Annotated in this window: 31 protein-coding genes and 1 tRNA gene; 14 read left to right on the top strand and 18 right to left on the bottom strand. The window is 72.3% G+C overall.

The window, feature by feature from the left end; all coding sequences use genetic code 11:
* The first annotated feature begins 86 nt into the window (after window positions 1-86).
* Together DEI85_RS09425 and DEI85_RS09420 are read left to right on the top strand one after the other, a co-directional pair.
* The gene (locus DEI85_RS09425) at window positions 87-1,157 is read left to right on the top strand and encodes a nitroreductase family protein (RefSeq protein WP_110862255.1); all 1,071 of its coding nucleotides are present in this window, start codon (window positions 87-89) and stop codon (window positions 1,155-1,157) included.
* On the top strand, window positions 1,154-2,728 hold the full coding sequence (locus DEI85_RS09420) for a phenylacetate--CoA ligase family protein (protein WP_258376383.1): 1,575 nt from the start codon (window positions 1,154-1,156) through the stop codon (window positions 2,726-2,728). Before DEI85_RS09425 ends, DEI85_RS09420 begins: the two co-directional genes overlap by 4 nt.
* 18 nt (window positions 2,729-2,746) lie before the next feature.
* Here the strand turns inward: DEI85_RS09420 and DEI85_RS09415 are convergent, their stop codons facing one another.
* From DEI85_RS09415 to DEI85_RS09395, 5 genes are all read right to left on the bottom strand, one after another.
* A complete protein-coding gene (locus DEI85_RS09415; RefSeq protein WP_111123999.1) occupies window positions 2,747-3,298 on the bottom strand; it encodes a hypothetical protein in 552 nt (183 codons plus the stop codon).
* On the bottom strand, window positions 3,295-4,275 hold the full coding sequence (locus DEI85_RS09410) for an aldo/keto reductase (RefSeq protein ID WP_111123998.1): 981 nt from the start codon (window positions 4,273-4,275) through the stop codon (window positions 3,295-3,297). The genes DEI85_RS09415 and DEI85_RS09410 overlap by 4 nt, the downstream gene beginning before the upstream one ends.
* A 65-nt stretch (window positions 4,276-4,340) precedes the next feature.
* Entirely contained in the window at window positions 4,341-4,874 is a 534-nt protein-coding gene (locus tag DEI85_RS09405) for a hypothetical protein (protein WP_111091396.1), read from the bottom strand.
* A gap of 43 nt (window positions 4,875-4,917) precedes the next feature.
* On the bottom strand, window positions 4,918-5,802 hold the full coding sequence (locus DEI85_RS09400) for a hypothetical protein (RefSeq protein ID WP_111123997.1): 885 nt from the start codon (window positions 5,800-5,802) through the stop codon (window positions 4,918-4,920).
* Complete coding sequence (locus DEI85_RS09395; protein ID WP_111091394.1) at window positions 5,802-6,446, bottom strand: SatD family protein; 645 nt, start codon at window positions 6,444-6,446, stop codon at window positions 5,802-5,804. The genes DEI85_RS09400 and DEI85_RS09395 overlap by 1 nt, the downstream gene beginning before the upstream one ends.
* Window positions 6,447-6,531: 85 nt before the next feature.
* Here DEI85_RS09395 and DEI85_RS09390 point away from each other — a divergent pair.
* Window positions 6,532-6,604 (top strand) — tRNA-Val (locus DEI85_RS09390).
* A 16-nt stretch (window positions 6,605-6,620) separates the two neighbouring features.
* On the opposite strand, the gene DEI85_RS09385 is transcribed toward DEI85_RS09390, so the two are convergent.
* On the bottom strand, window positions 6,621-7,547 hold the full coding sequence (locus DEI85_RS09385; RefSeq protein WP_111091393.1) for a helix-turn-helix transcriptional regulator: 927 nt from the start codon (window positions 7,545-7,547) through the stop codon (window positions 6,621-6,623).
* A 106-nt stretch (window positions 7,548-7,653) separates the two neighbouring features.
* Between DEI85_RS09385 and DEI85_RS09380 the strand changes: the two genes are divergently transcribed.
* Window positions 7,654-8,625, top strand: coding sequence for an SDR family NAD(P)-dependent oxidoreductase (locus DEI85_RS09380; RefSeq protein ID WP_111123996.1), 972 nt, complete (start codon window positions 7,654-7,656; stop codon window positions 8,623-8,625).
* 321 nt (window positions 8,626-8,946) lie between these two features.
* On the opposite strand, the gene DEI85_RS09375 is transcribed toward DEI85_RS09380, so the two are convergent.
* Complete coding sequence (locus DEI85_RS09375; protein WP_111123995.1) at window positions 8,947-9,822, bottom strand: oxidoreductase; 876 nt, start codon at window positions 9,820-9,822, stop codon at window positions 8,947-8,949.
* Between the two features lie 85 nt (window positions 9,823-9,907).
* On the opposite strand from DEI85_RS09375, the gene DEI85_RS09370 reads away from it, so the two are divergent.
* Together DEI85_RS09370 and DEI85_RS09365 are read left to right on the top strand one after the other, a co-directional pair.
* Window positions 9,908-10,354 carry a winged helix-turn-helix transcriptional regulator gene (locus DEI85_RS09370; protein ID WP_258376382.1) on the top strand — a complete coding sequence of 149 codons (447 nt, stop codon included), beginning with the start codon at window positions 9,908-9,910 and terminating at the stop codon, window positions 10,352-10,354.
* A 112-nt stretch (window positions 10,355-10,466) separates the two neighbouring features.
* Window positions 10,467-11,132 (top strand): hypothetical protein, encoded by a 666-nt coding sequence (locus tag DEI85_RS09365; RefSeq protein WP_111123993.1) that lies wholly within the window; start codon window positions 10,467-10,469, stop codon window positions 11,130-11,132.
* Here DEI85_RS09365 and DEI85_RS09360 read toward each other — a convergent pair.
* A complete protein-coding gene (locus tag DEI85_RS09360; RefSeq protein ID WP_146249015.1) occupies window positions 11,107-11,460 on the bottom strand; it encodes a hypothetical protein in 354 nt (117 codons plus the stop codon). The genes DEI85_RS09365 and DEI85_RS09360 overlap by 26 nt on opposite strands.
* Window positions 11,461-11,620: 160 nt before the next feature.
* On the opposite strand from DEI85_RS09360, the gene DEI85_RS09355 reads away from it, so the two are divergent.
* Window positions 11,621-11,992 carry a tRNA-dihydrouridine synthase gene (locus DEI85_RS09355; protein WP_152377983.1) on the top strand — a complete coding sequence of 124 codons (372 nt, stop codon included), beginning with the start codon at window positions 11,621-11,623 and terminating at the stop codon, window positions 11,990-11,992.
* Entirely contained in the window at window positions 11,992-13,296 is a 1,305-nt protein-coding gene (locus DEI85_RS09350; RefSeq protein WP_111091388.1) for a glutathionylspermidine synthase family protein, read from the top strand. The genes DEI85_RS09355 and DEI85_RS09350 overlap by 1 nt, the downstream gene beginning before the upstream one ends.
* A 6-nt stretch (window positions 13,297-13,302) precedes the next feature.
* Here the strand turns inward: DEI85_RS09350 and DEI85_RS09345 are convergent, their stop codons facing one another.
* The 5 genes from DEI85_RS09345 to DEI85_RS09325 form a co-directional block, all read right to left on the bottom strand.
* Window positions 13,303-13,449: a rifampin ADP-ribosyl transferase gene (locus tag DEI85_RS09345; RefSeq protein ID WP_110862143.1), complete on the bottom strand. Its 147-nt coding sequence runs from the start codon at window positions 13,447-13,449 to the stop codon at window positions 13,303-13,305.
* A 20-nt stretch (window positions 13,450-13,469) separates the two neighbouring features.
* Window positions 13,470-13,862 carry a hypothetical protein gene (locus DEI85_RS09340; protein WP_111091387.1) on the bottom strand — a complete coding sequence of 131 codons (393 nt, stop codon included), beginning with the start codon at window positions 13,860-13,862 and terminating at the stop codon, window positions 13,470-13,472.
* On the bottom strand, window positions 13,859-14,431 hold the full coding sequence (locus tag DEI85_RS09335) for a TetR/AcrR family transcriptional regulator (protein WP_111091386.1): 573 nt from the start codon (window positions 14,429-14,431) through the stop codon (window positions 13,859-13,861). Before DEI85_RS09335 ends, DEI85_RS09340 begins: the two co-directional genes overlap by 4 nt.
* Window positions 14,424-15,272, bottom strand: coding sequence for an alpha/beta fold hydrolase (locus DEI85_RS09330; RefSeq protein WP_110862150.1), 849 nt, complete (start codon window positions 15,270-15,272; stop codon window positions 14,424-14,426). The genes DEI85_RS09335 and DEI85_RS09330 overlap by 8 nt, the downstream gene beginning before the upstream one ends.
* 138 nt (window positions 15,273-15,410) lie before the next feature.
* Window positions 15,411-15,935 carry a cyclophilin-like fold protein gene (locus tag DEI85_RS09325; protein WP_111123991.1) on the bottom strand — a complete coding sequence of 175 codons (525 nt, stop codon included), beginning with the start codon at window positions 15,933-15,935 and terminating at the stop codon, window positions 15,411-15,413.
* Window positions 15,936-16,060: 125 nt separating this feature from the next.
* Here DEI85_RS09325 and DEI85_RS09320 point away from each other — a divergent pair, with 125 nt between their 5' ends.
* Window positions 16,061-17,260, top strand: a complete 1,200-nt coding sequence (locus tag DEI85_RS09320; RefSeq protein WP_258376381.1) for an MFS transporter — start codon at window positions 16,061-16,063, stop codon at window positions 17,258-17,260.
* 47 nt (window positions 17,261-17,307) lie between these two features.
* Window positions 17,308-17,886: a GrpB family protein gene (locus tag DEI85_RS09315; protein WP_111123989.1), complete on the top strand. Its 579-nt coding sequence runs from the start codon at window positions 17,308-17,310 to the stop codon at window positions 17,884-17,886.
* Window positions 17,887-17,905: 19 nt separating this feature from the next.
* Here the strand turns inward: DEI85_RS09315 and DEI85_RS09310 are convergent, their stop codons facing one another.
* Window positions 17,906-18,301: an arsenate reductase ArsC gene (locus DEI85_RS09310; RefSeq protein WP_111123988.1), complete on the bottom strand. Its 396-nt coding sequence runs from the start codon at window positions 18,299-18,301 to the stop codon at window positions 17,906-17,908.
* 14 nt (window positions 18,302-18,315) lie between these two features.
* On the bottom strand, window positions 18,316-19,521 hold the full coding sequence (gene chrA / locus DEI85_RS09305) for a chromate efflux transporter (protein WP_111123987.1): 1,206 nt from the start codon (window positions 19,519-19,521) through the stop codon (window positions 18,316-18,318).
* A gap of 45 nt (window positions 19,522-19,566) precedes the next feature.
* On the opposite strand from chrA, the gene DEI85_RS09300 reads away from it, so the two are divergent.
* A complete protein-coding gene (locus tag DEI85_RS09300) occupies window positions 19,567-20,235 on the top strand; it encodes an arsenate reductase/protein-tyrosine-phosphatase family protein (protein WP_111091380.1) in 669 nt (222 codons plus the stop codon).
* A 229-nt stretch (window positions 20,236-20,464) separates the two neighbouring features.
* Window positions 20,465-22,252 (top strand): collagen-binding domain-containing protein, encoded by a 1,788-nt coding sequence (locus tag DEI85_RS09295; protein ID WP_111123986.1) that lies wholly within the window; start codon window positions 20,465-20,467, stop codon window positions 22,250-22,252.
* Window positions 22,253-22,624: 372 nt separating this feature from the next.
* Here the strand turns inward: DEI85_RS09295 and DEI85_RS09290 are convergent, their stop codons facing one another.
* A complete protein-coding gene (locus tag DEI85_RS09290; RefSeq protein ID WP_110862165.1) occupies window positions 22,625-23,122 on the bottom strand; it encodes a hypothetical protein in 498 nt (165 codons plus the stop codon).
* A gap of 137 nt (window positions 23,123-23,259) precedes the next feature.
* Window positions 23,260-24,093: an SDR family oxidoreductase gene (locus DEI85_RS09285; protein ID WP_111123985.1), complete on the bottom strand. Its 834-nt coding sequence runs from the start codon at window positions 24,091-24,093 to the stop codon at window positions 23,260-23,262.
* Between the two features lie 189 nt (window positions 24,094-24,282).
* Here DEI85_RS09285 and DEI85_RS09280 point away from each other — a divergent pair, with 189 nt between their 5' ends.
* Window positions 24,283-24,597, top strand: coding sequence for a hypothetical protein (locus DEI85_RS09280; protein ID WP_110862170.1), 315 nt, complete (start codon window positions 24,283-24,285; stop codon window positions 24,595-24,597).
* Between the two features lie 35 nt (window positions 24,598-24,632).
* Here DEI85_RS09280 and DEI85_RS09275 read toward each other — a convergent pair whose 3' ends face one another.
* A complete protein-coding gene (locus DEI85_RS09275) occupies window positions 24,633-24,962 on the bottom strand; it encodes a hypothetical protein (RefSeq protein WP_110862172.1) in 330 nt (109 codons plus the stop codon).
* Between the two features lie 105 nt (window positions 24,963-25,067).
* Here DEI85_RS09275 and DEI85_RS09270 point away from each other — a divergent pair, with 105 nt between their 5' ends.
* Entirely contained in the window at window positions 25,068-26,024 is a 957-nt protein-coding gene (locus tag DEI85_RS09270) for an AraC family transcriptional regulator (protein WP_110862174.1), read from the top strand.
* Window positions 26,025-26,129 lie beyond the last annotated feature (105 nt).

Below are 26,129 nucleotides of genomic sequence, written 5' to 3'. Positions count from 1 at the left end.
CGAGTTCTGCACAGCGCATTCCCCGAGGGGCATGGGGCGCCGAGGGGATTCGTATGATCGTCGCCAGGGACCACCGAGGGGGAACGATGGCATCACCGTGGACGGGCATCATCGAGGACGCGCGGCACTACCCGTCGCCGCACAACTCGCAACCGATCGTCGTGCGCGTCGAGGACGACCGCACCGCGACCGTGTTCTACGACCTGCGACGGGGGTTGCCGGCGGAGTCGTTCGGCATCCCGTTCGGGCACGTCTGCGCCGGGGTGTTCCTGGCCGGGCTCGACGTGGTGGCACGGGCGCACGGGTTCACCGTGCAGGAACGGCTCGACCACGCCGAGATGGACTTCGGTCGGCTCAGCGCGGGTCCGGGTGACGACGGTCCGGGGCACGACGGGACGGCGGACGACCACCTGCACCGGCTGGGCACGGTGACGTTGCGTCCGCACGTGGTCACCGCGGACGACCGGGAGGCCCTGGCCGGCTTCCTCGCACGGCGCACCTCGCGCAGGCCCTACGACGCGACGCTCGTCGACACCGACGCGATCGAGGCCGCGTCCGACATCGCGTCGGCAGCCGGGCAGCGCTTCCGGACCACCGACGACCGGGCCACCGTCGACGAGATCGTGCGCGTCAACCAGGAGACCCTGTTCGACGACCTGCAGCACGACGCCGTGCACCACGAGATCCTGCACTGGCTGCGGTTCTCGAAGCGACAGGCAGCGGCCACCGGCGACGGGCTGTCCGCCGAGACGATGCTCATGCCCGGCCCGGTGCTCCGGTTCGCCATGGAGCACCGCGGACTCTGGCAGGCCCCGGGCATCGGCGGGGTCTTCCGCAGGGTGTACCTGTCCACCATGCGGGGCGTCCGACAGCTCGCCTGGCTCGAGGGACCGTTCAGCACCCCGGCCGAGTACGTCGAAGCCGGACGGGTCTTCATGCGCATCTGGCTCGAGTTCTCCGCACGCGGCATCGCCGTGCACCCCTTCGGGACCGTGATCACCAACCCGCGGTCACACGCCGCGTTCGTGGAACGCGCGGGCGTCGACGAGTCCGACGGGCGGATGGCCTGGATGCTGTTCCGCTTCGGACACAGCGACCCGCCACCCCTGGCACACCGCCGACCCGCAGCAGCGATGACCGTCGGGCGGACCCGGTGAAGCGCGCCGCGGTGTTCTCGGTGGTGAGGATCGTCGAGACCTTCGTCGCGCTGTTCATGCCCCGCGTCGGCACCCACAAGCTCCTGCTCACACCGGGCATCGAGCCGCTCCGCTGGACCCTCGGACGCTGGCGCGCATGGCGAACCGCGGAACGGGCTGCGAAGCGGGTCCCCGCGTACCGCGCGTTCCTGGCGGAGTCCGGACGCGCCTCCCGGCTCGACACCCGTGGCGGGATCGCCGCGGCGATCTCGGGACTCCCCGAGATGGACAAGGACTCCTACGTCAAGCGCTGGAGCATCCCCGAGCGCTGCATCGACGGACGCCTGCCCCGACGCGGAGTCGTCGTCGACGAGTCCAGCGGGTCGAGCGGCACCCCGACCAGCTGGGTGCGCGGCCCCGACGAACGCCAGGCCACCCGACAGCTGCTGCAGCTCGGGTTCTCCCGCACCGCGAAGGACCTGTCGAAGCAGCCCTTCGTGCTCAACGCCTTCTCGCTCGGGGCATGGGCCACCGGGATGAACGTGACCGCCTCGCTCACCGAGTCCTCCATGATCAAGTCGATCGGCCCGGACCGCGACAAGATCGTGCAGACGATGCGCGAGTTCGGCACCGACTTCACCTACATCATCTGCAGCTACCCACCGTTCCTGAAGGCCCTGTTCGAGGACGACCGGCTCGACTGGAGCCGGTACACGATCGTCGCCGCGTTCGGGGGCGAGGGCATCAGCGAGAACATGCGCGCCCACATCGAGCAGTACGCGCAGGCCGTGCTCGGCTCCTACGGGGCGAGCGACCTCGAGATCAACCTCGGCATCGAGACACCGTTCAGCGTGCAGCTGCGCCGGGCGATCGCCGCGTCACCGGAACTCTCCGCCGCCCTGACCAAGCAGGGCGAGTACGGGGTGCTGCCGATGGTGTTCCAGTTCAACCCGTTCGGCTACCTGATCGAGACGAACGACCTCGGCGAACTCGTCGTCACCATCGCCCGCTCCGAGAACATCAGCCCACGCATCCGCTACAACATCCACGACCGCGGACACGTGGTGCGGATGAAGGAGCTGCGGTCCGTGCTGCGGGCGACCGGACACGCGGCGCTCGCCGCCGAGGCCGAGCTCGACCTGCCGTTGCTGTTCCACTACGGCCGGTCCGACCTGTCGGTCGACTACAACGGCGCCGTCGTCGCACCGGACGTGGTGCGGGACGTCGTGTACGGCGACCCGGAGCTGCTCGAGGCCGTCGAGAACCACCGGCTGATCAGCTACGAGGACGACCGCGGTGACCGGCAGCTGCACATCGCGTTCCAGCTCGCCTCGGGCGCTGGCGAGTTCGACGCGGATGCCGCCCGGGGCGACGTGATCGCGCAGCTGCGCCGGCTGAACAAGGACTTCTCGAACGCCATCCGCACGGCGCCGCCCGGCACGCTGCCGACGGTGGCGTTCTACCCGTACCGGACGGGGCCGTTCCGCGAGGACGGCAAGAAGCTCAAGAACGAGTACGTTTGGCAGCTGCCGGCCGGGTCGGTCGCGCAGTGGGACCTCGACCTGTCGTGGGTCGCGGCGAAGGAGGCCTGAGCCGAGCCGGTTCCGGCGCTAGTCGTACTGGGGCGGCCAGTCGAAGGGCGCCGGCAGGTGCGGGACCTCGCCGACGGTCGTGACGACGAGGACGATCTGGCGCAGGTCCGTCAGCTCGATCGAGCGCGGGTTGCCGATCCGCCGGTGCCCGTCGACCCACACCGTCAGTTCGCCGCGCAGGCCACCGACGTGCTCCGGACCGAGCGAGACGCCCCACTCGTCGAAGAACTGCCCGAGCGTGAACGTCTGCTCCGTCGGCGACTCGACGTGCACGATGCCCGACGTGTCGTGCGTGTGGATCTCCGCGGCGAACTTCCGGCTGTCCGAGTGCCCGACGTTCGCGGGGACGGTCACCGGTTCGTCGCCGTCCAGGATCGTCAGGTGCGTGTGCACGTGCTCGGCGAGTCGTTCGCCCCAGACGTTCCGGAGCCCGGCGGAATCCGCGCGACCCGTCAGGTCGGCGGGGCGTGGCCAGGGCGGAGCGTCGCGGGCGGTGACCTGTCCGGGTGCGGCACACCCGGACACCAGCAGGAGTGCGGCCGCCGCGACCGCGACACTCCGCAGGTTCACCAGCGGTCGTGGACGCTCGCGCGGAACCAGGTGTCGTACAGGTCGTGCACGGTGGCGTCCAGTCCCTCGATCGGCGGCAGGTCGCCGGCTGCGGCGTTCGACCGGGCCTGCTCCGGATTGCGGGCGCCGGGGATCGCCGCGGTGACGCCGTCCTGCGCGATGATCCACGCGAGCGCCGCCTGCGGGACCGAGACGGCGTCCGGCAGGGACGCCGCGAAGGTCTGCGCGGCGCGCACCCCGTCGTCGTAGTCGACGCCGCTGAAGGTCTCGCCCTGGTCGAAGGCCTCGCCGTGGCGGTTGTAGTTGCGGTGGTCGCCCTCGGCGAACGACGTGTCGGTCGTGTACTTGCCGGAGAGCAGCCCCGAGGCCAACGGGACGCGCGCGAGGATGCCGACCCCGGCCTCCAGGGCCGCCGGCAGCACGCGGTCGAGCGGCTTGAGCCGGAACGCGTTGAGGATGATCTGGACGCTCGCGACGCCGGGCCGGGCGATCGCCGTGAGCGCCTGGTCGGCGGTCTCGACGCTGACGCCGTAGGCGGCGACCGAGCCGTCGGCGACCAGCGCGTCGAGGGCGTCGTGGACGGCGTCGTCCTCGTAGACCGGGGTCGGCGGGCAGTGCAGCTGCACGAGGTCGAGGGTGTCCTGCCCGAGGTTGCGGCGCGAGCGGTCCACCCACTCGCGGAAGTTCGCGGCGACGTAGTTCTCGGGGACCTGGTCGGCGCGACGGCCCATCTTCGTGGTGATGGTCAGCGGCACGTCGGGGTTCGCGGCACGCCACGCGCCGATGAGCTGCTCGCTCCGGCCGTCGCCGTAGACGTCGGCGGTGTCGAACAGGGTGACGCCCGACTCGACGGAGGCGTCCATCACGGCGTTCGCGTCGGCTTCGGAGACGGGGCCCCAGTCACCGCCGAACTGCCAGGTGCCGAGACCGATGGGGGAGACGGAGCGGCCGGTGCGGCCGAGGGTGCGACTCTGCATGGGTCCGAGCGTAGTCAGGCGCGCGCGGGCGGGGTTCAGCCGGGCGGGGTTCAGCCGAGCGGGGTTCAGCCGATCGTGGAGACGCCGCGGCGCAGGAGCGCTCGCGCCGCCCGGGCGCGGGGGATGACCCACACGGCTGCCCACAGGGCCATCGCGCTCCACAGCAGGATGAGCATCGTCGTGATGAGCGTGCCGTGCTGGTCGCGCATCGACCAGGTCATCGCGATCCACAGCACGCCGAGGACGACCTTGCCCCAGCCGGCGCCTTCACGGTCGGCTTGGGCCTGGACGAGCGGGATCCACTGGTCCGCCGGGACGCCCGCGGGGACCTCGCCCTCGGCGATCCACTCGCGCACCGCGATCGAGCGTTCGTAGCCGCCCTCGGCGCGCCAGGCGCGGCGCTGCAGGACGACGGCGATCGCGGCACCAGCGACGGCGGTCGGGATGCCGACCGAGACCAGGACGGCGGTGGTCGCCTCGGTCCACGAGGACAGGACCAGCATGACCAGGACGACGGCGAAGGCCGCGCCCGTCACACCCGCACCGAGCAGGCGGAGCCGCCCGGCTTCGTCGAGGACACCGACTCCGACACCGTTCACGGGGGAGAGCGTACCTGCGGTGATCGGGGGCCGGGTGCGTTCGTCAGCCCAGTGCCAGCAACCAGCACATGCCTGCGGCGGCGAAGGCCATCGCCCAGCTCACCAGGCTGCCGATCAGGAAGTACTCGGCCTGGTACCCGGTCGTCTCGCGGCGGATCTCGGGGAAGCGGACGATCCCCTTCGCGGCGATCAGCGCGGCGACGACGGGGAAGGCGCCGGCCAGCGAGAACCCGGCCAACAGCAGGCGCTCGATCGGGCCGATCATGCGTCCGCCCTTGAGGGTGACCGTGCCGTCCGTGTCCGTGTCCGTGTCCGTGTCGGCGTCTGCGTTCCCGTCGGCTCCGCCTGCCCGGGTGGTGCGGCGCCAGCCGAAGCGCTTCCGGCGGGTCGGTTCGGCCGCCACCGCGCCGGGCCGTGCGTCGGGCGACAGCCCCGGCGGCAGCGCCTGGGCGACGACCACGTTGGCCGAGTCGACCAGGAACAGTGCGGAGCCGATGCCGGCGACGAGCGCCGCGAGCGGGACCGCCCCGACGAACGCCTGGCCGGCGTCACGGTGCCAGTCGACCACGAAGCCGGACGCGTCGGCAGTCGGCGCCCCGAGCAGCAGCACGGCGACGGCGACCGCGAGCAGGACGGCCGGCCAGGACCCGGAGCGGCGGAGCCAGGGGAGTGTCCGAGCGCCACTGCCGGGTGCGCCCCCGGACCGCACCGGGATCGTGGTCGCGCCCCACAGGGCTGCGAGGACGACCGCGACCAGCACCGACCAGACCGCGAGGCCGAGGCCGAGCACCGCCACAGCCGTCACGGCGGCCCAGAGCAGGACGATCACCGTGGTGGTCAGCACGCGCCGTGGTGCCGCGTCGGTCCCGGTCCGTGCGCGGACGACGTCGGCGAGCCCGACGAGGGTCAGGAGGACTCCGGCGAGCATCAGCGGCCCCCGTCCCCGAGGACGCGCAGGCCCTCGACCAGGGCGGCGACGCCCGACTTCTGCACGGACTGGGACACCGCCGACGGGGTGATCCCCTCGTCCGCGGCGATCTGCGCCTGCGTGCGGCCCTGGACCAGACCGAGTGCGATCCGGCGCGCGCGGGGTGCGAGTCGCGAGACGACGTGGTCGCGGCTGAGGAAGTAGGCGTTCACGAGTCGCTCCGTCGTTCCGTGGCGGTCGTCGGCGTCGTGGTACCAGGACCGCAGGAACGCGGTCCGGCCGTCCTCGCGCCGGTGGGTCTCGTTGATGGCGTCCCGCGCCGACCACCAGCCCGGACCGTCCTGCAGCGGCCCGGCGCCGCCGGTGCCGATCGTCCGGACCTGCCCCCGGCCGATGCCGAGGCGGATCTGCACGGTCGGGGGGAGTGCGAGGGTCGCGGCCGTCGTCGCCACGAGGGCGTCGGTGAGCGTGCCGTAGATGACCTGGAACTCGTCGCCGACGGTGGCGCGCAGGGGATCGAGCGCGGTGACCTCAGCGGTACTGTCGAACGCGCGCTCCACGTCGTGCTGGGCTGCGGAGCGGTCCTCGAGCGTGCGGGAGTCGACCAGGTCGACGATCACGGCGATCACGGGCTCGGACTGCATGGGTTAAGCGTAGAGCTTCATATCGTCGAAAGTAAGTCTGGGGCTAAACCTCATCGGCTGCCGTGACGCTCTAGGATCGTCGTGAGGGCCTTTAGCTCAGCTGGTAGAGCGCCACGTTTACACCGTGGATGTCGTCGGTTCGATCCCGGCAGGGCCCACCGAGAAGACCCGGGTTCAGCGCGTGGCCGGTCCGCCACCGGGACCGGCCGACGATCCGTCAGTCGCTGAGGGGGCGCGGCCAGTCGGCTTCGAGGTCGCCGCCGGCTCGTTGATCCTCGATGTGCTTGCCGTGCCGGTGGACAGCAGGATCAGCGCGCGCGCCGTTGCCGAGCCGGCCTCGCAGCCGTAGACGACGAGCTGCAGGCCGGGTGACCCCTGGACGGCGAAGGTGTGGGCGTCGAACTCCAGCCGCCCGACCTCCCCGTGCTCGAACCGCTTCGCCGTGGTCGTCTTGCGCTGTACCCGTTGCGTGCTCCACCGTTCGGCGAACTCCGGGCTGGCGTCGTTCACTTCCGCGACGAGACGAAGGAGGCGCGGGTCGCTCCCGAACTCCGCGCTCGCCGCCCGCAGGCTCGCGACGGTTGCGTCGGCGGCGCGGGCCCAGTCGGCGTGGAAGTGCCGCGCCGTCGGGTCGAGGAAGGTCATCCGCACGAGGTTGTCGAAGCGTCCGAAGGTCGCGTACACCGCACGGGCCAGGGCGTTCGCGGCGACGACCTCGTGCGCGGGGTCGATCACGAACGCGGGGTGTGTCGACCACGAGTCGAGCAGCTGCCCGAGAGCCGGCGTCACCGACGTCGCCACGCGGGGGACTCGCGGCGAAGCAACCAGCCCTGCCAACGAGAACAGGTGATCGCGCTCGTCGCCCTCGAGTTCGAGCCCGTCGGCGATGCCCTCGAGCACGGCGGCGCCGGGACTCACCTCCCGCCCTTGCTCGAGGCGCGTGTAGTAGTCGACGCTGAGGCCGCCCAGCACGGCGAGTTCCTCGCGGCGGAGCCCGGGCACGCGGCGGACACCTCCGCCTGGCAGTCCGAGCGACTCCGGGGCGAGTCGGCCGCGGACCGCGCGCAGGTACGCGGCGAGGGTGAGGTCGTCGGCGGGCATGGGCACGGGACCAGGGTAGGTGGCAGGAGCTCCGCCTCCCTGGTCCTGCCGCACCCCGGCAGGACAGGGCGATGGTCGGGGGCTGCACGGCGTCGAGGCTGGGAGCATGGACACCAGCAGCGCACCCCAACCCGTTCACCCCTACCTCGGCCTCTGGTTCACCGCCGATGGCCGCATCCGCCACGAGCTGCGGCCCGACGGCCGCTACGTGGAGGCACGAGGTGACCGTGAGGCGGCCTACGTGGGCACCTACGAGGTCGACGGAGACCACATCGACTACCGAGACGACACCGGCTTCACCGCGGACGGCGACTTCAGGGACGACGTCCTGCACCACGCGGGCATGGTGCTGCACCGACGGAAGGTCGTCCTCGTGACGGGCGCCTCGAGTGGCATCGGTCGCGCGACGGCGATCCGCCTCGCCGCGGCCGGCCACCCCGTCGTGCTCGGGGCCCGGCGCACCGACCGGCTCGACGAACTCGTCACCGAGATCGAGGGGGCGGGCGGTACGGCGATGGCAGTGCCGCTCGACGTCACCGCCCTCGCCTCGGTGCAGGAGTTCGCGGCTGCTGCCCGGGCACGCTTCGGGCGGATCGACGTGCTCGTCGCGAACGCCGGCGTGATGCCGTTGTCGCCCCTTGCCGCAGGCCTCGTCGACGAGTGGGACAGGATGATCGACGTCAACGTCCGCGGCCTCCTCCACAGCATCGCGGCGACACTGCCCACCATGCTCGCGCAGGGCACGGGCCACGTCGTGACGATAGCGTCCGTCGGCGCCTACGACGTCTCGCCCACGGCTGCCGTCTACTGCGGGACGAAGTTCGCAGCACGGGCGATCACCGAGGGGCTGCGCCAGGAGTCACCGCGTGGAATCCGTGTCACCACCGTGTCGCCCGGAGTGACCGAGTCCGAGCTCGCCGCAACGATCACCGACGCCTCCGCCGCCGCCGCGATGGTCGTCTACCGTGCCGAGTCGATCTCTGCCGACGCGATCGCCCGCGCCGTCTCCTACGCGGTGGCCGAGCGATCGGACGTCGACGTGAACGAGATCGTCGTGCGGCCTGCGGCCCAGCGTTGAGTTGCTCCCCAGTGTCGCCGCGAGCCGCCGGGCGCGGCCCGACGCGTTGCCGTCACCCCGGGAGGGCCATGTCTCGATCGGCGATCGTCATCGAACGCGAGAGGCTCTGCGTGTCCGGTAGGTCAGAGTGATCGCGGCGAGAGCGAGGACGACCGCTGCGGCTGCGGCAAGTCGGCCCACCTGCCGAGCGGCCAGCGCCAACTCGTACTGTCGTTTCGTCAGGACCACATCGGCACCCTCGGGGGTGGGCCAGAAGAACACCGGCGCAACCTGGCCGACCCGGCGTCGGACGCCGCGCGAGCGAACGCCCGGCACCGCGGATCACCCCGAGATCTGGTCGAGTTCCCGCACGTCGTCCTTCGACAGCGTGATCGCCGCACCGGCGATGTTCTCGCGCAGGTGCGCCACCGAGGACGTGCCCGGGATGAGCAGCACGTTCGGGGAGCGCTGCAGCAGCCAGGCGAGCGCGACGGACATCGACGTTGCTCCGAGCCGGGCGGCGACCCGTGCGAGTGCCTCGGACTGCAGCGGCGCGAAGCCGCCGAGGGGGAAGAACGGGATGTAGGCGATGCCGTCGGACGCGAGCCGGTCGATGAGTTCGTCGTCCTGGCGGTTCGCCAGGTTGTAGCCGTTCTGCACCGACACGATCGGGGCGATCGTCCGTGCTTCCGCGACCTGGTCGGCAGTCGCGTTGCTCATCCCGAGGTGCCGGACCACCCCCTGCTGCTGCAGGTCGACCAGCGTCTCGAAGGCCTCGGCGATCCGTTCCTCCACGGGTCCCTCCGCGTCACCTGCTCGCAGGTGCACGAGGTCGAGCACGTCGACTCCGAGGGTCTCGAGGTTGTCGTCGATCTGCGCCCGGATCTCGTCCGGCTTCCGGGCGGCCGGCCAGCCGCCCTGCGCGTCCCGTCGCCCGCCCGCCTTGGTCGCGATGAGCAGGTCGGGCCGGTAGGGGTGCAAGGCCTCGCGGATCAGGTCGTTCACGACCCGTGGGCCGTACGTCTCGGAGGTGTCGACGTGGGTGATGCCGCTTGCGACTGCTTCGCGGAGGGTCGCGATCGCGCCGTCGTGGTCCTTCGGCGGGCCGACGACCCAGGGGCCGGCGAGTTGCATCGCGCCGTACCCGAACCGGCTGACGACGCGATCGCCGAGTGTCCAGGTGCCGCCTGGGAGTCCCGCGGTGGTGGTGTTGGTCATGGGGTGCCCTTCACGGTCTTGTGGATCTGCGGTACGTGATCCACTCTGGGCAAGCTGCTTCCTGATGGGAAGGAGTTACCCAGAAGTGCGTAGGTACCCGGAGGACGCCATGGCGACGATGACCGCAGCGGAGAAGAAGGCCACGGCGAAGGCGGAGTACAACGCGTTCCTCGCGGCGTGCCCCAGTCAGCAGCTCCTCGGCAGGGTCTCCGGAAAGTGGGTCACCCTGGTGCTGTCCGCACTCGGGAGCGGTCCCGACTGCGACGGCGACCCGCGCCCGATGCGGTACTCCGAGCTCGCGCGGGTGCTCGCCGGGGTGAGCCCGAAGATGTTGACGCAGACGCTCCGGTCCCTCGAGCGCGACGGCCTCGTCGCACGGACCGCGATCGCGACGGTCCCCGTGTCCGTGACCTACGAGCTCACCGCACTCGGACTGTCGCTGCACGAGACCGTCCGCCAGCTCAAGCGCTGGTCGGAGGCCCACCGTGACGACGTCGCCGCGCACCAGGCACGGTTCGACGCCGACGAATGACCCGTGGTCACGTGGTGGCCGCAGTCCTGTGCACCCACCGCTCCTGACCCGTAGGCTTCCAGGCGGACCGACCGGTGCACGGGGCGCACGGTGGGATCCGAGGGGGAACCACATGTCCATCACATCCAGGATCACCACCGCGGGGACGGCGACCGTGATCGTCGTGCTCGCACTCTCCGGCTGCGCCGGAACCGGCACCACGGCACCGGGGACGGAGCGGGCCGCAACGCAGTCGCCGGCGCCGACACAAGCGCCGACACAGGCACCGACGGAGACGCCGACCGCGCCAGCCACCGCCGACTCCGCCACGAAGGACCTCACGTTCGAGGACGGCGACGCGCTCTCGGCGAGCATGCTGCCCGCGTTCGGGCTCCAGGTCTCGGCGCTCGACGGCTGGGAGCAGACCGGCGAGGACCCGACCACCGGGTCGCGGGAGTACACGAACGCAGAGGGCTCCGTGGCGACGATCACGCAGCAGCGGCTCACCGACCTCGACCCGACGATCGGGGACCGTGCAGCCACCGAGCAGCTGTTCACGGCCGCGGGGCTGCCGGCCGACCGGCTCGAGGAGCAGCTCCTGCCGACGATCACCGGCGGGACCGCGCAGTTCCTGTCGATCGCCGGGCACAACACGGACGGGTCCTGGTCGGCGACCGTGGCGCGGGCGTTCGCCAAGCCCGGCGCAGCACTCATCGTGAAGGTCCAGACGACCTCACAGGATGCGCTCCGTCCCGACCTGCACGACATCCTGGTCAACGCGCAGGTGGTCGTCGCCTGACGGAGCAGGAGACGGAAGACGACACGGACCGGAGGCCCGGTGCCAGCTGGCACCGGGCCTCCAGTCCCTGTCGTGCCGCCCCCAGGACGGTGGCCGGCCTGTCGAGTTCGTCGAGCCGGGCGAGCGGCAGCGTCGATCCGATGTGCTCGCGGGGGTCGCCACGGACGATGACCGCAGCGGGAGCCGCAGCGGATCCCGGTTCGGTCCCCGCGGCGGGTCGCCACACCACGTCGTCCAGGAGCTCGACCTCGTCGTCGATGCGGAACCAGCCGCCTTCGAAGCCGTCGACAGCGGCGTCGGGATCGGCGCGGCGCGTGGTCGTGGTCACGTCGGTCATCCCGGCAGCAACCGGGCGCGCATCGGCACCGCCGCTTCGGGGGCCGGTGCTGCACGTCGTGCGCTGGACGGTGCTGATCGGCGTGTCCCTGGCGCGTGGAGATCGCGCCGACGCGGACACCGGTTCGTCGGGAGCGGTACTGTTCCCCTTCGTGAGTGTTCGTCGCCGTGCTTCCCGTGTCGTCTCCATCGGGGTGGTCGCAGCCCTGGCAGCGTCGTTGACCGGGTGCGGCGAGGGAGCCGGCGTCGACAGCGACTACGCGAAGATCTGCCGCGACAACGCGACCGAGAAGCGGTTGCCGGACGACGACTGCAACAACCACGGCGGACACGCCGGCTGGTACTTCCTGCCGCTCTTCGCCAACCGTGCCACCAGGGTCCCCGGCGTGGGGGACGCGGTCTCCGGCGGCACGAGCGCCCTGCCCGCCGGGAAGACCGCGAAGGCCGGCGTCTCGTCCCGTGGGAGCTCCGTCACCAAGGGTGGCTTCGGCGGAGCCGGCGGACACGGTGGGTTCGGCGGCTGATGGAGCGCATCGAGTTCCCCGAGCGTCCGGACTGGCGGCGCCGGATCCAGCAGACGGGGCTGATCTACTCGCGGTCCGTCCGCGACGACGGCACGCCCGTCGAGTACTGGAACGAGACCGCCGCGTACGTCTTCACGCTGCCGGAGGTCGAGGCGCTCGAGCGGCAGACCGAGGAACTGCACCGGATGTGCCTCGAAGCCGCGCGGTACCTCGCCACCGGCGCCCTCGGCACGCTGGGCCTGACACGAGCCGGGTTCGACCTCGCCGCCTGGTCGCTCGAGCACGAGGAGCCCGACCTGTACGCGCGGTTCGACCTGGCCTACGCCGGAGACGGTTCACCCGCCAAGATGCTCGAGTACAACGGGGACACCCCGACCGGGTTGATCGAGGCATCGGTCACGCAGTGGCACTGGATGCAGGACCGGCTCGCGACCGGCGAACTGTCCGCCGGTACCGACCAGTGGAACGGCATCCACGAGGCGATGGTGGCGCGCTGGCGGACACTGCTGCACGAGTCCCTGCGCGCCGAGGACGGCGGCCGACTGTTCGTGGCGCACTCCGACCTCGACACGGCGGGCGAGGACTGGGACACGGTGGCCTACATGCGCGACCTGGCGGGGGAGGCCGGGTGGGAGCACACCGGCATCGAGATGAAGGACATCGGCTGGCACGCGACGGCCCGTCAGTTCGTCGGCGACCAGGAGCCGGCCGGTTCGTCTCGGAGCGTGTTCACGCTGCCGGGGGACGAGCCGGGGACCCAGTACCCGGTGATCCGCAACCTCTTCAAGCTGTACCCGTGGGAGGACCTCGTCTCCGGGGACGACCGGGCGCAGGGCGACCAGGAGTTCGGCGCCTTCCTGGTCAGCGACCGCGGGCGGCTCGGCCGCTGGTACGAGCCGGCGTGGAAGATGTTCCTGTCGAACAAGCTGCTGCTCGTCGCGCTCTGGCGCTTGTTCCCCGGCCACCCGAACCTGCTGCCGGCCTTCGCGGACGGTCCGAACGGCATGCGCGACTTCGTCGTGAAGCCCGTGTTCGGGCGCGAGGGCGACGGCATCGCGGTGCACCGGGCCGACGGTTCGGTCACGACGAACGGTCGCGAGTACCGGCGCGCCGGCACCGGGGCCGAACGGGTGTGGCAGCAGTACCACGAGCTCCCGGACTTCCCGGGGTCGAACGGGCACAACCACCCGGTGCTCGGGTCGTGGGTCGTCGGCGGCGAGTCCTTCGGCGTCGGCATCCGTGAGTCCGACGGGCCGATCACGGACTACTGGTGCCGGTTCGCCCCGAACGTCATCGCGGTCTGACGCCGGTCAGTCGACGATCTCGCCGCGTTCCTCGGGCGGGAGCGCGACGAGCCGTTCCCGCCACCGGCGCAACGCCTCCGGGGTGAGCCGCGTCCACTGGGTCTCCTCGCCGACCACACGGAGCGGGAGGGCGCTTCGGCCTGCTGCTGCCATGACGACAGCCGACGAACGGCTCAGCGACCGCGGCCGACCAGAGCCCGCCACCGCGGCTGTTCCGAGACGACGACGGCGATGCAGAGGACCGTGACGGCGATCGCGACCGCTGTCGGCCACACGGCCCAGGCCGCGACGACGGCCCCCACCAGGTGCGCGAGGACCGACCCGATCGTCACCGCTCCGGGTGCCGCGACGGGCGGGTCGCCGCCGGGGCGATCGCCCGGGGTGCCGAAGACCGCGGGCGGCACGACGAGGACCAGGACGGCGGCGATCGCGAGCACCGGCGAGTGGGGCCAGAGCGTCCACGGCACGGCCACCCACGCGACGAGCTCCGCCAGGAACCGCAGGCCGCCACGGAGCGGGTCGTGACCGACGGGCCTCGACGGGCGCGCCGCCGTGGTCACGGTCACGGTGTCGTCGCGGCACGGAACCCGCGATCCAGGAAGTCGACCATCCACGTGGCACTCGCGTCGACGTCCGTGTCCATCTGGAATCCGCCCGATGCCTCGATCGTGGCGAACCCGTGCAGCACGCTGCGGAGCACCCGGAGCGCGTGGACCTCGTCGCCCGGGTCGAGCGGGTAGTCGCGGAGCGCCGCGGCGAAGGACGCCAGGGTGCGGCCGAGTGCGACCGCCAGGGGGTCCTCGGCGCCGGTCGGCCGGATGCTGACGGCCGCCTGGTACCGCGCCGGGTGCTCCTGGACGCTCCGGCGCACGGTCTGCACCGCCGCCTCGAGGGCCCTGCGACCGCTGCGCCCCTGCATGGCGTCGCGGAGTGCGTCGCCGAGCTCGTTCGCGCCGAGGATCGCGATCCTGCGGGTGAGGTCGCCGAGTCCGTCGACGTGCTTGTACAGCGACGGCGCCTTCACCCCGAGGCGGTCGGCGACGACGCTCATGCTCAGCTGGGCCAGGCCGATCTCGTCGGCCAGCGTCGCCGCGGCCTCGGTGACGGTTGCCGGGTCGAGCCCCGCCCTAGGCAACGGGACCTGCGACGGGCAGCGTGCGGGCGAGGAACGGCAGCAGCAGGGTGAGGACCGCAGTCGGGGTCTCGGTGTGGGGGTAGTGGCCGGCACCGTCGATCACGGCGAGTTCCCCGAGGCCGTCCGGCAGGTCGGCGACGATCCGCTCGCCCTCGGCGCGGGGCACGGCCCAGTCCGGATCGGCACTGCCCTCGACGACCAGCACGGGGCACCGGACGGCGCCCAGCTGCTCGCCGGCGTCGGCGGGTGAGGTGCGGGTCATGGCACGGAGGACCGCCATCCTTTCCGGCTTCCGCAGGGTCGTTTCGATGCGGCTGCGCTCCGTCGCCCAGTCGGCGGGCTTGGTGGGGACCGCGATGTCGAGGTACGCGAGCCAGCCGGGCAGGCTGCCGTTCGTCATGACCCGCGCGAGCTGGACGGTGCCGGCGCGGTGTCGGCGGTTGCGCAGGAGTCCGCCCAGGTCGACGGACTGCTTGCGCGTGAACGGCGCCAGTTCGACGATGCCCGCCACCAGGTCCGGGGCGGTCGCCGCGGCGATCGTCGCCGCACCTCCGCTGATGGACTGCCCGACGACCACGGCCGGGCCACCGAGGTGACGGGCGACCGCGACGAGGTCGCGTGCGATGTCGGCGCGCTCGTAGCCGGCCCACCCGGTGCTCGAGTCGCCGCACCCGCGGAGGTCGACGTTCGCCACCCGGTAACCGGCCGCGACGAGCTCCGGCACGACGAAGCGGTAGGAGTGGCGGCTGTCGCCCATGCCGTGGGCGAGGACCACGAGCGGCCCTGATCCGGAGAGGTCGTAGGCGATCGTGCCGCCCTCGGTGTCCAGGTGTTCGAGCATGACGTGGCTCCTTCGGCTACGGGTAGTAACTCAAAGGCTAATAGCCGTAGCCAAAAAGTCAAGACCACCTCGTCGGCGGGAACGTGCCGGTCCTGATCACGGTGTTCCTGTTCAGGAGGGCAGGCGGACGGACGTGGATCAGTCGCGGACTCGGATGGTCGCGGCGCCGGACGGCAGGTCGCGCACCGCTTGGACGTCGTCGACGGCGCCGATCGGCACGATCCCCGGGAAGCTGCCGACGTCCGTGTAGTACAGGACGATCGACTGGTCCGGCACGTAGTAGGCGATGGTGCCCACCGGCGCATCGCTCGTGCTCGGGGCGCCGGTGGTGTCGAGCGGCGCGGGGAGCCGAGCGATCTGCTCCTGCCCGCCGTGGTCGGAGAACGTCAGCGTCGCCGGCAGCTGGGCGGCCAGCGCGCGCGCCGTCGCACTCTCGGTCAACCGGCCGGTGAGGGTCTCGCCGTCGAGTTCGATGGTGATGCGCACGGGGTCGGCCTCCGTCGGGGTGGTGATCGTGGGAGCTGTCGTCGTTGCCGACGCAGACGCAGGCGTCTCCGCGTGCTCGACGCCGCTGCACCCGGCGAGCGCCCCCACCACCAGCGCGAGCGGGCTCAGCGCGACCAGCGGACCCAGGGGGGTCCGGCGTCTGGTGCGGATGTGCATCGGGGCTCCCTTCGTTCGTGGACACCACCATCGAAGCTCCACCACCACCCGCGCAGTGAGGCTCCGGCGAAACGGGGTCCTGCAGAACCTCCCTGTCCGCCGGACGATGCCCCTACCGTCGGTCCGTGACCACGACGACCTCCGACCTCCCCACGACCGACCGGGCGACCGACGGCCGACTGCCCTGGTTCCCGCTCGCCCTGCTCGCCGCGATCGGGTTCCTCCTCGTCGCCATGGAGACGATGCCGGCCGGGCTGTTGCCCGCGATCGCCGACGGGATGGGCACGAGCGAGGGCACGGTCGGCCTGTTCGTCAGCGCGTACGCGATGGGCACGGTCATCGCCACGGTCCCGGCGATCGCCCTGACCCGCGGGTTCCGTCGCAAGCCGCTCATCGTGGCCGCCATCGCCGTGCTGCTCGTCGCGAACACCCTGACCGCGTTCGCGCCGAACGTCGCGGTCGCGCTGGTCACCCGGTTCGTCGCCGGCGCGATGTCGGGGACGATCTGGGGCATGTTCGCCACCTACGCCCGGCGGATCAGCCCGGCCCGCTTCGCCGGGGTGTCGCTCGCGATCGTCTCGACGGGCGCGCCGGTGGGGTTCGCGCTGGGCACCCCGCTCGGGTCCTTCATCGGCAACGCCCTGGGCTGGCGGTCGTCGTTCGTCGGGCTGAGCCTGGTCGGCGTGGTGGTCCTGGCGCTGATCGCGCTGTTCGTGCCGGATGCCCCGGGGCAGACGAGCGCCGCGAAGCTGTCCGTCGTGAAGGTGTTCCGGATCCGCGGCATCGCGGTCATCCTCGCGGTGATCGCGACGTGGATGGTGGCGCACAACACGATCTACACGTACATCTCGCCGTACCTGCGGGCGACCGGCACCGACCTGAGCGCCGGGCTGGTGCTGCTGGTCTACGGGATCGCCGCGATCCTCGGCGTCGTCGTCACCGGCGCCCTGCTCGACCGGCACCCCCGACCCCTGCTGCACGGCAGCGTCGGCCTGTTCGTCCTGGCCGGCGTGGTGCTGCTCGTGGGGCACACGTCGCCGGTCGCGGTCCTGGTGGCCGCGGGCCTGTGGGGCATCGGCTTCGGCGGTTCGTCGACGCAGCTGCAGGCCGCCCTGACGACCGCCGGCGGCGAGGACGCCGACGTCGCGAGCGCGTTCCTGCCGGTCGCGTTCAACATCGCGATCTTCGCGGCCGGTCTGTTCGGTGCCGCCCTGCTGACGGCCTTCGACGGGCTGGTGCTCGCCGTGGTGATGATCGTGTCCGGGGCGGTCGCGGCGCTCCTCACCGTCATCGGTCGCGGATCGGCGTTCCCCGCGAAGCTCTGACGCGCTCGACGAACGTGGCCGCGACCGCCGGCTGCGATCATGTCCGGGTGCAGCACCACGACGAGGACCACACCCGCCCGGACGTCACGACCGTCGAGGTCATCGGCAGCCCGGAACCGGTCACCGTGACCCTGCACCCCGCCGACAGCGGGTGGGCTGCGGTCTTCGCGGACCACCGGCGACGCATCCTGGAGGCCCTCCCCGGCTCCGGCGCGGACGCCCCGGTCGTCGAGCACATCGGATCCACGGCCGTCCCCGGCCTGGCCGCGAAACCGATCGTCGACATCGTGGTCGCCGTCGCGGACGTCACCGCCGAGGCCACGTACCTCGACCAGCTCCTCGCGACCGGGTACGAGCTCCGTGTCCGCGAGGCGGGCCACCGCCTGGTCCGGACGCCGGCCCGTGACGTCCACGTGCACGTCTACGAGCGGGGCGCGACGGCGGTCGACGAGTACCTGCTCCTCCGTGACCACCTGCGCGCCGACGCCTGTGACCGGGCGCTGTACGAGCGCACCAAGCGGGAGCTGCTCGGCCGGAGTTGGGACGACATGAACGCCTACGCCGACGCGAAGACGGCCGTCATCACCGCGATCAAGGAGCGGGCGCGTCGGAACCGCGCGTCCTGAGACGCGGGGTCGCCGCCGGTCAGGAGATCACCAGCCCAGCGAGCAGGTCCTGCACCCGCGCGCGCACGTCGTCGCGGATCGGCCGGACGGCGTCGAGGTCGAGCCCCGCGGGGTCGGTCAGCTCCCAGTCCTCGTAGCGCTTGCCCGGGAACACCGGACAGGCGTCCCCGCACCCCATCGTGATGACGACGTCGGCGGCCCGGACGGCATCGGTGCTGAGCCGGGCCGGCTGCTCGTTCCGGATGTCGATGCCCTCCTCGAGCATCGCCGCGACGACCACGGGGTTGAGCTGCTCGGCCGGTTCGGAGCCGGCGCTCCGGACGTCGACTCGGCCACCGGCCAGGTGCTGCAGGAAGCCGGCGGCCATCTGGGAACGGCCGGCGTTGTGGACGCAGACGAACAGGACGGTGGGCATGCGAGGTGCTCCGATCAGAGGACGACGGCGCCGAGCAGGCCGGCTCCGATGACGACCGCCCACGGGGGAGCGGACCAGCGGGTGAGGGCGATGAAGGCGGCCACGGCGAGCGCCAGTGCGGGTGCCGAGCGGACCCCCTCGGTGATGACCGGGTCCCAGAGTGCCGCGGCGAGGAGCCCGACGACCCCCGCGTTCACGCCGGCCAGCACGCGCCGGGCCCACGGCAGAGCGCGGAGCACGTGCCAGAACGGCAGTGCGCCGACCACCAGGAGCGCCGCCGGCAGGAAGATCGCGACGAGTGCCACCGCGGCGCCGACGAGCCCGCTCGGGCTGCCGTCGGCGACGGCGCCGAGGTACGCGGCGAAGGTGAACAGCGGCCCGGGCACGGCCTGTGCGGCGCCGTACCCGGCCAGGAAGTCCGCATGGCCCACCAGGTGGGTTGTCACGGTCTGCGACTCGAGCAGCGGCAGGACGACGTGGCCGCCGCCGAAGACGAGCGAACCCGCCTGTGCGAAGACCCCGAACAGGCGCACGGCCCCGGTGCCGCTCGCGGCGACGGGTGCCGCGACGAGCAGAGCGGCGAACGCGACGAGCGCCGACACCGCGACCCAGCGGGGGAGCCGCACGGCGACCTCGCTGACGGCGACGTCCTCGGCCGGGCCCACCACCCGGCCCAGCCACAGCACGCCGACCACGCCGCACGCCGCCATGACCGCGACCTGCGCCGCCGGGCCGGGGACGAGCAGCACCACGATCGCGGCGGCGGCCGCGATGGTCGCCCGACGGCGGTCCGGGGTGAGCGAGCGCGCCATGCCGAGCACCGCCTGCGCCACCACCGCGGCGGCAGCCGCCTGCAGCCCGAGCAGCCACCCGGCACCGGCCAGGTCGGGCGCGCCGGACACGAGCAGGGCGAACGCGACGAGCAGCACCGCGGACGGCAGGGTGAACCCGCACCACGCGGCGAGGAGTCCGAGCAGCCCGGCGCGCTGCAGCCCGAGTGCCATCCCGACCTGGCTCGACGCGGGTCCGGGCAGGAACTGGCACAGCGCGACGAGGTCGGCGTAGGCGTCGTCCCGCAGCCAGCGGCGACGCACCACGAAGGCCTCGCGGAAGTACCCGAGGTGCGCGACCGGCCCGCCGAACGAGGTCAGCCCGAGCCGCAGGAACACCAGGAACACCGATGCCGCGGACGACCGCAGGGGCTCGGGGCTCGTCGTCACCCGCTCATCTTGACGACGGCAGATGGTTCAGTCAACATTGAACCGATGAACACCCGGCGGCAGGACCTCGAGCGGCGTGCGGCGCAGCATGCCGCCCTCGGCGACGTCGCCCGCCTGGCGATCGTCGACCTGCTCGCCGCGTCCGACGCCAGCCCGAGCGAGGTGCGGGCCGCCCTCGGGCTCTCCGGGCCGCTCCTGGCGCACCACCTGCGCGTCCTCGAGCAGGCCGGTCTGGTCACGCGACGCCGCTCCGACGGCGACGGGCGACGCAGCTACCTGCACCTCGAGCCGAGCGGTGTCCCGCACGGTTCGGCGGCGGTGCCGGGCCCGGTGTCCCGCGTGCTGTTCGTCTGCACCGGCAACTCCGCGCGCTCCCCGCTGGCCGCGGGCGTCTGGACGCAGGTCAGCGAGATCGGCTCACTGTCGGGCGGGACGCGTCCCGCGGCCGCCATCGCACCCGGGGCGGCCGCCGTCGGCGAACGCCACGGCCTGGACCTCGGCCGCCACGTCCCGCGTGCCTTCCGCGACCTCGTCGCCGACGGCGACCTGGTCGTCACGGTCTGCGACCGCGCGCACGAGTCGATCGACGACGGCGACAGCCTGCACTGGTCGCTGCCGAACCCCTCGCGGGTCGGCACGGCGGACGCGTACGAGGCCACGTACGCGGACCTGAAGTCCCGCGCCACCGCGCTCGCTGCGCGCCTCGCCGCCTGACGCGGCCCACGAACGGAACGCCCCGATGAGATCCCCCCTCCTCATCGGGGCGTTCTCCTTGCTCCGCCGACTGCGGACGGGAGGCACGGGGCGGGCCTGCACCCAGCCTCCCGTCCGGTCCGTGGTGTGTGCACGGCGGCGCGCGCGTTCCTGGGAGCGCCGGAGGTGAGGGCGGTTCACCTTGTCGGCCAACGGGGCAGGCAGGGGCCCCGAGGGCGAAGACGGCCGCATGGCCTGGATCAGGGACACCGTGACGGCGCGAGAGCGCCACGGGGCCGCGGTGCTCGGTGTCGCCGCACTGCTCGTTCCGGCAGCCCTGGTGGTGCCGGCAGCCCTGCTCGTGTCCGAGCCGGCCGCGGCGGCCGACGTCCCGCCCGTCAACCCCGTCACCGTGCCGGTGGACGGGCACCCGGCGAACCAGGGGTTCCTGGTCTTCGTCGAGGGCGACGTCGAACTCGCAGCGGACGAGGCCGAGGGCACGCTCGCCGCCGGCGGTGACCTGGCCTTCGAGACCAGCTACAACATCGGTGCGGGCAACCCGCCCGCGAACGCCCTGACCCTGCCGGGGGAGAGCCGTCCCACGTTCCTGTACGTCGACGGTGGCATCCGGTTCCCGTCGGAGCAGTCGGCCGTCCTCCGCGTGCTGAACGGCGGGTACGCCCACGTCGGCGACACGGCGACCTACGACGCCTTCGACACCGACCAGAACGGCGCGACGATCGACTACCGGCTCGCTCCGGAGGGCACCACCGCCGAGACGTTCCCCCGCATCGAGGGGACCACCCGGCAGCCCGCGAGCTCCGTCCCGACGATGGCCGACCCGTCGGTGCTGGACTTCGCGTCGTCCTTCGCCCGCTACCGCTCCCTGTCCGCCGACCTCGGGACGTGCCCGGTGACGACCGTGCTCCACGACGCCGCAGGCGCGCCCCTGGCGACGCCGATCGCGCCGGGGACGGCCGCGTACGCCGACGTCCAGCCCGGCGTCACGAACGTGCTGACGGTGGCGGCCGAGGACCTCGACGCCCTCGACCTGCTGACCTTCGACGGTCTGCCCGGCCCCGGATCGCCGCTCGTCGTGAACGTCACCGGGACGACCTTCGACGGTTCCGTCCCGAACCTCGCGAACCTGACGAACGCGCACGCGCCGTTCGTGCTCTGGAACTTCCCGGACGCGATCACCGTGCACGTCACCGGTGCCGACGTCCTCGAGGGCACGATCTACGCTCCCCGGGCCGACCTGCGGTGGGACGTGACGCAGAACGTCGAGGGCAACGTCGTCGCGGCGTCGTTCACGCACGGGGTCCCGACCGCCGCCGGTCCGGTGCCTCGCGAGATCCACGGGTTCCCGTTCTCGACGACGGTGTCCTGCCTGTCGACCGACGCCGTCGAGGGGGACCTCACCCTGGTCAAGCAGGTCGTCGGCGGCGACGCGGACCCGGGCGACTGGACCCTGACCGCGACCGGACCGACCACGGTCTCCGGCACGTCGGGCAGCGACGCGGTGACGGGTCGACCGGTGCCGCCGGGGGACTACACGCTGACGGAGTCGGACGGGCCCGACGGCTACGAGGCGGGGGACTGGACCTGCACCGGCGCGCCGGTGACCGACGGGGTCGTCACGGTCGCGGACGGCGATGACGTGGTCTGCGCCGTCGTGAACACGGCGGTGCCGGACGACGGGGGCGGAGGCGACGGCGGTGGTCCTGGCACCGGCGACCCCGGTGACGGCGAGCCCGGTGGCGGTGGCGGTGGCGGCTCCGGCGGCCCGACCCCCGGACCGGGAGGGGTCGGCACGGGCGACCAGGGCGACGACGGAGGACCCGGCACGGACGGTGGCGTCGACACGGCGCCGAACGCCGGTGTCGAGCCCGGTGGCGGGACGGGCGCCCTGGCCGCCACGGGAGCCGATCCGCTGCCCGTCGCGGTGCTCGCCGTCGCGATGCTCACCGTCGGCGGGACGCTCGCGGTCGTGCGTCGGCGTGGACGGCGGATCGGTGCGCCGGACCCTCGTCGATGAGCGCGGCGACGGATCGGGACGGGTCGGTCCTGTCCGGTTCCGGCGGATGCTGTGCACGTCTGAGTCGTGGTCGTCGTACAGTCTCCGGAAGCTACCCCGCAGGACCCTACCGGCGGGTGCCCGACCCCCCGTTACCGGGCTGGCCTCGTCATGACCACCGCGTCGAACCCGACGGCGTCGTAGCGCGAGGACGTCTGCTCCTGACCCGAACTCGTGGCAGACGTCCTCGCACCTTCGACCGCGTCGTCCGCTCCGGTCAGCGGTGCCCGACACCGGGAGCCGCAGGCACCGACGGCGGCGACGACCACCACGTGGACGTGGAAGTGGCCGACCAGCCCGAGGGCTGATCGGCCACGTTACGTCGTCCGACGACTAGCGGTCGGACGCCTCGACGACGCAGCTCTCGACCTGCTCGGCGGCCTTCGAGTCGTCGGCGAACGGCGTCGGCGCGTCCGAGGTGGTGGTCGTCTCGTCGGCGACGGCCTGCTTGGCGATGTCGTTCACGGCGTACAGCGGGCCGTCGAAGTCGTCGGCCGTGGGGTCGGCGGTGGTCGCCCAGATGGTGACCTCGTCGTCGTTCGAGTCGTTGCTGTCCGCGGGGACGATCGCGGCACCGAGGTACCAGCCGCCGTCACCCTTCTGGATGTTCGCGAACTCGGTGGTGTCGTGCGACCCGACCGCCTTGTCGATCATGTCGACGGCGGCACTGGCGGCCACGTCGCACTGGGCCGACTGGGACTTCTCCTCGGAGCCGGGGACCTTGCCGACGGGGTTGATGTTCTGCGCTCCGCCGGGGTCGCAGGCGGTGAGCAGCAGGGCTACGGTGGCGGCGCCGAACAGCGCCGTGACGGTCTTCGCTCGCGTGGACATGGCCCTGAACGTAGGCCGCCCGCGGTGGGCGGCGATTCAGCCAGGAGCGTCCCCCGACGACGGACGGGAGGCCCGGCGCACGTCGTGCCCCGGGCCTCCCGCCCGTCACCTGGTCCCGTTGCCGGACCGGCGTCCCGTCACAGGATCGGGGTGCCGCCGGTGACGGCGACCCGCGCGCCGGAGACGTAGCTGCCGTCGTCACTGGCGAGCAGCACGTAGACGGGTGCGAGCTCGGCCGGTTGGCCGGGACGGCCGAGCGGCGACTGCTTGCCGAACTGCTCGACCTCCTCCGGCGGCATGGTCGACGGGATCAGCGGCGTCCAGATCGGCCCGGGGGCGACGCTGTTCACGCGGATCCCGCGGTCCCCGAGCAGCTGCGCGAGCGCTGCCGACAGGTTCGCGACGCCGGCCTTCGTGACGTCGTAGGGGGCGAGGTTCGGCTTCGGGTTGTCGGAGTTCACCGAGCTGGACCCGATGATCGACGACCCCGGGCCCAGGTGCGGCAGTGCAGCCTTGACGAGGTGGAAGTAGGCGCTGAGGTTCGTCGCGAGGGTGTGGTCCCACTCCTCGTCGCTGATCTCCTCGATCGTCTCGTGGGTCATCTGGTAGGCGGCGTTGTTCACGAGGACGTCGAGCCCGCCGAGCTCCGAGACCGCCTGGTCGATGACCGATCGGCAGTACGCGGGATCGCTCACGTCGCCCGGGAACAGCACGGCCTTCCGACCGGCTTCCTCGATCCAGCGCTTCGTGTCCTGCGCGTCGTCCTCTTCTTGCGGCAGGTAGCTGATCAGGACGTCCGCACCCTCGCGGGCGAACGCGATCGCGACGGCCTTCCCGATCCCGCTGTCCCCGCCGGTGATGACGGCACGCTTGCCGGTGAGCTTGCCGGAGCCGCGGTACGACTCCTCGCCGTGGTCGGCCTTCGGCGTGAGTTCCTGGTCGCTCCCCGGGGGCTGCTGCTGCTCGGTCATGTCTCTCCCTGTGGTCGGTTTCCCTGGACGTCCCCGATGGTCTGCGACCCTCACTGGGCACCGGCTCAGGCTCCGGGCGTACCCCGTCCGGAAAGCGAAGATGTGTGCCGCGCGCGACGGCGGCCTACCGTGGCACCGGATCAGGGAACCGTCACCGCGACGGATGCTCCTCTTCACCAGGGAGCAAGTGTGAAGTACGTGAACTACGCGGGCACCGTCCGTGTCCTGACGAGCGACACGATCGCGGAAGCGGTGATCCGGTACGCGGCCGCACTGCACCAGAGCCGGCTGAGCGACGTCGTGTCGATCCCGACCGCGGACGACTTCGGGGTGGCGAGCACCGTCGAGGTGCTGCTGGCCCCGGCGATCCCGGTCGCCGTGGAGCCCGCGCCGGACGACGTCCTCGAACCCGAGGGCGAGGCCTTCCTGCTCGAACTCGGTCGGCGTACCGAGGCCGTGCTCGCCGTCGACACCAACGCGTCGCCGCCGGACTTCGGGCGCTGAGCCGGCGCTGCGCAGGCGCTCCGCAGGGTTGCTCCCTACGCCACCGGCCCCTCGGTCAGGTCCGACCGGGTGTCCGCGTGGATCACCTCGTCGTGGTCGAACGTCAGCGCGGCGGCGCGCAGCCGCGCCACGAACACGGTGTCCTCACCCTCGAGTTCGTCCTCCTCGGCGTCCTCGACGACGAGCTGGCTCGACGGACCGATCAGCACCTTGGTGGTCGTCATGGTGCCGTCGGCGGCCACGGCAGGGATCGCCACGGTGTCCGCCCGGCTCCCCCCGGCCAGGGCAGCGGCGTACTCGATCACGGCGTCGGCCACGTCGTCGCTCGTCAGGATCGTCGAGCGGTCGTACTGGATGTACTTCATGTTCGACCTCCTGCAGCACAGCCAACAGCGCGCCGGCTGGTCGCCGTACAGGAACGCGGCGCGTCGCGCGTTGCGCAGACGCCGAGTTGTCGGGAGGATCGTCACGTGCCCGAGACGATGCACCGCATGCAGCGGGAGATCCAGACCGCCGAGCCGTCGGTCGCGGCCGAGGCGATGGCTCGGACGCACATCACCCACGGACTGTCGGTCGAACCGACGGACGCCGAGTTCGTGTTCGAGGAGCGCGTGCGCGGGACGGCACTGCTGTCGCTCGAGTCGACCCGCTGCACCGGGGTCCTGAGCGGCGCGATCGAGCCGGGCAGCGCGGTGATGATCTTCTGGATGAAGTCCGGGGTCGCGCAGCTCGACGAGAACCCCGTGAAGATCGGCCGCCCGACGCTCTTCCGCCAGGGCCCCCAGCGCTTCCGCTGGATCGCCTGCAACAAGGACGTCCTGCGCATCGACCGCTCGATCGTCGAGCAGGTCGCGGCCGAGCGCGGCGACTGGGCCCCCGGTCCCATCGAGTTCCGTCCGCGGCACGTCCCCGAGGGCGCGCCGCTCGCTGCCTGGTGGCTCATGGTCCGGTCCGTCGCACAAGAGGTGCTGGCCGGACCGGACGCCGTCCCGATCGAACGCGAGCGGGAACTCGCGCGCTTCGCCGCCGGTGGTCTGCTCACCGCGATCCCGCACTGGCCCGTCGGGCAGTACGAGCCGGCGATGGCCGCCACCGCCCGCTTCGCCCGTGCCGAGACCTTCCTGCTCGAGCACGCCACCGAGCCGATCACCGTCGACGACGTCGCCGAGGCCGCCGGCCTGAGCGTGCGCGGCGTGCAGGCGGCGTTCCAGCGGCACCACGGCATCACCCCGACCATGTACCTGCGCCGCATCCGGCTGCTGCTCGCCCGCGAACAGCTCGAGTCGGGCGACGGGCGGAGCATCGCCGAGATCGCCCGGGCCACCGGGTTCGCCCACCTCGGCCGGTTCGCGGGGAGCTACCGCGAGGAGTTCGGCGAGCTGCCCCGGCACACGGCGTCCACCGCGCGCGACGGCGCCCGCCCGTAGACGAGCAGCCGCGCGGCCCCGCAAGAATCCCGCAACCGCCCGCCGTCCGGCCGATCGCCGATGATCGTCGCCCTACGTTTGCGCTGCACGGACACGCAGCCACGA

The sequence above is a fragment of the Curtobacterium sp. MCBD17_026 genome (assembly GCF_003234895.2).
Taxonomy (GTDB): domain Bacteria; phylum Actinomycetota; class Actinomycetes; order Actinomycetales; family Microbacteriaceae; genus Curtobacterium; species Curtobacterium flaccumfaciens.
Note: the sequence above shows the minus strand (reverse complement) of the source record. Positions and strands in the feature narration are given on the sequence as shown.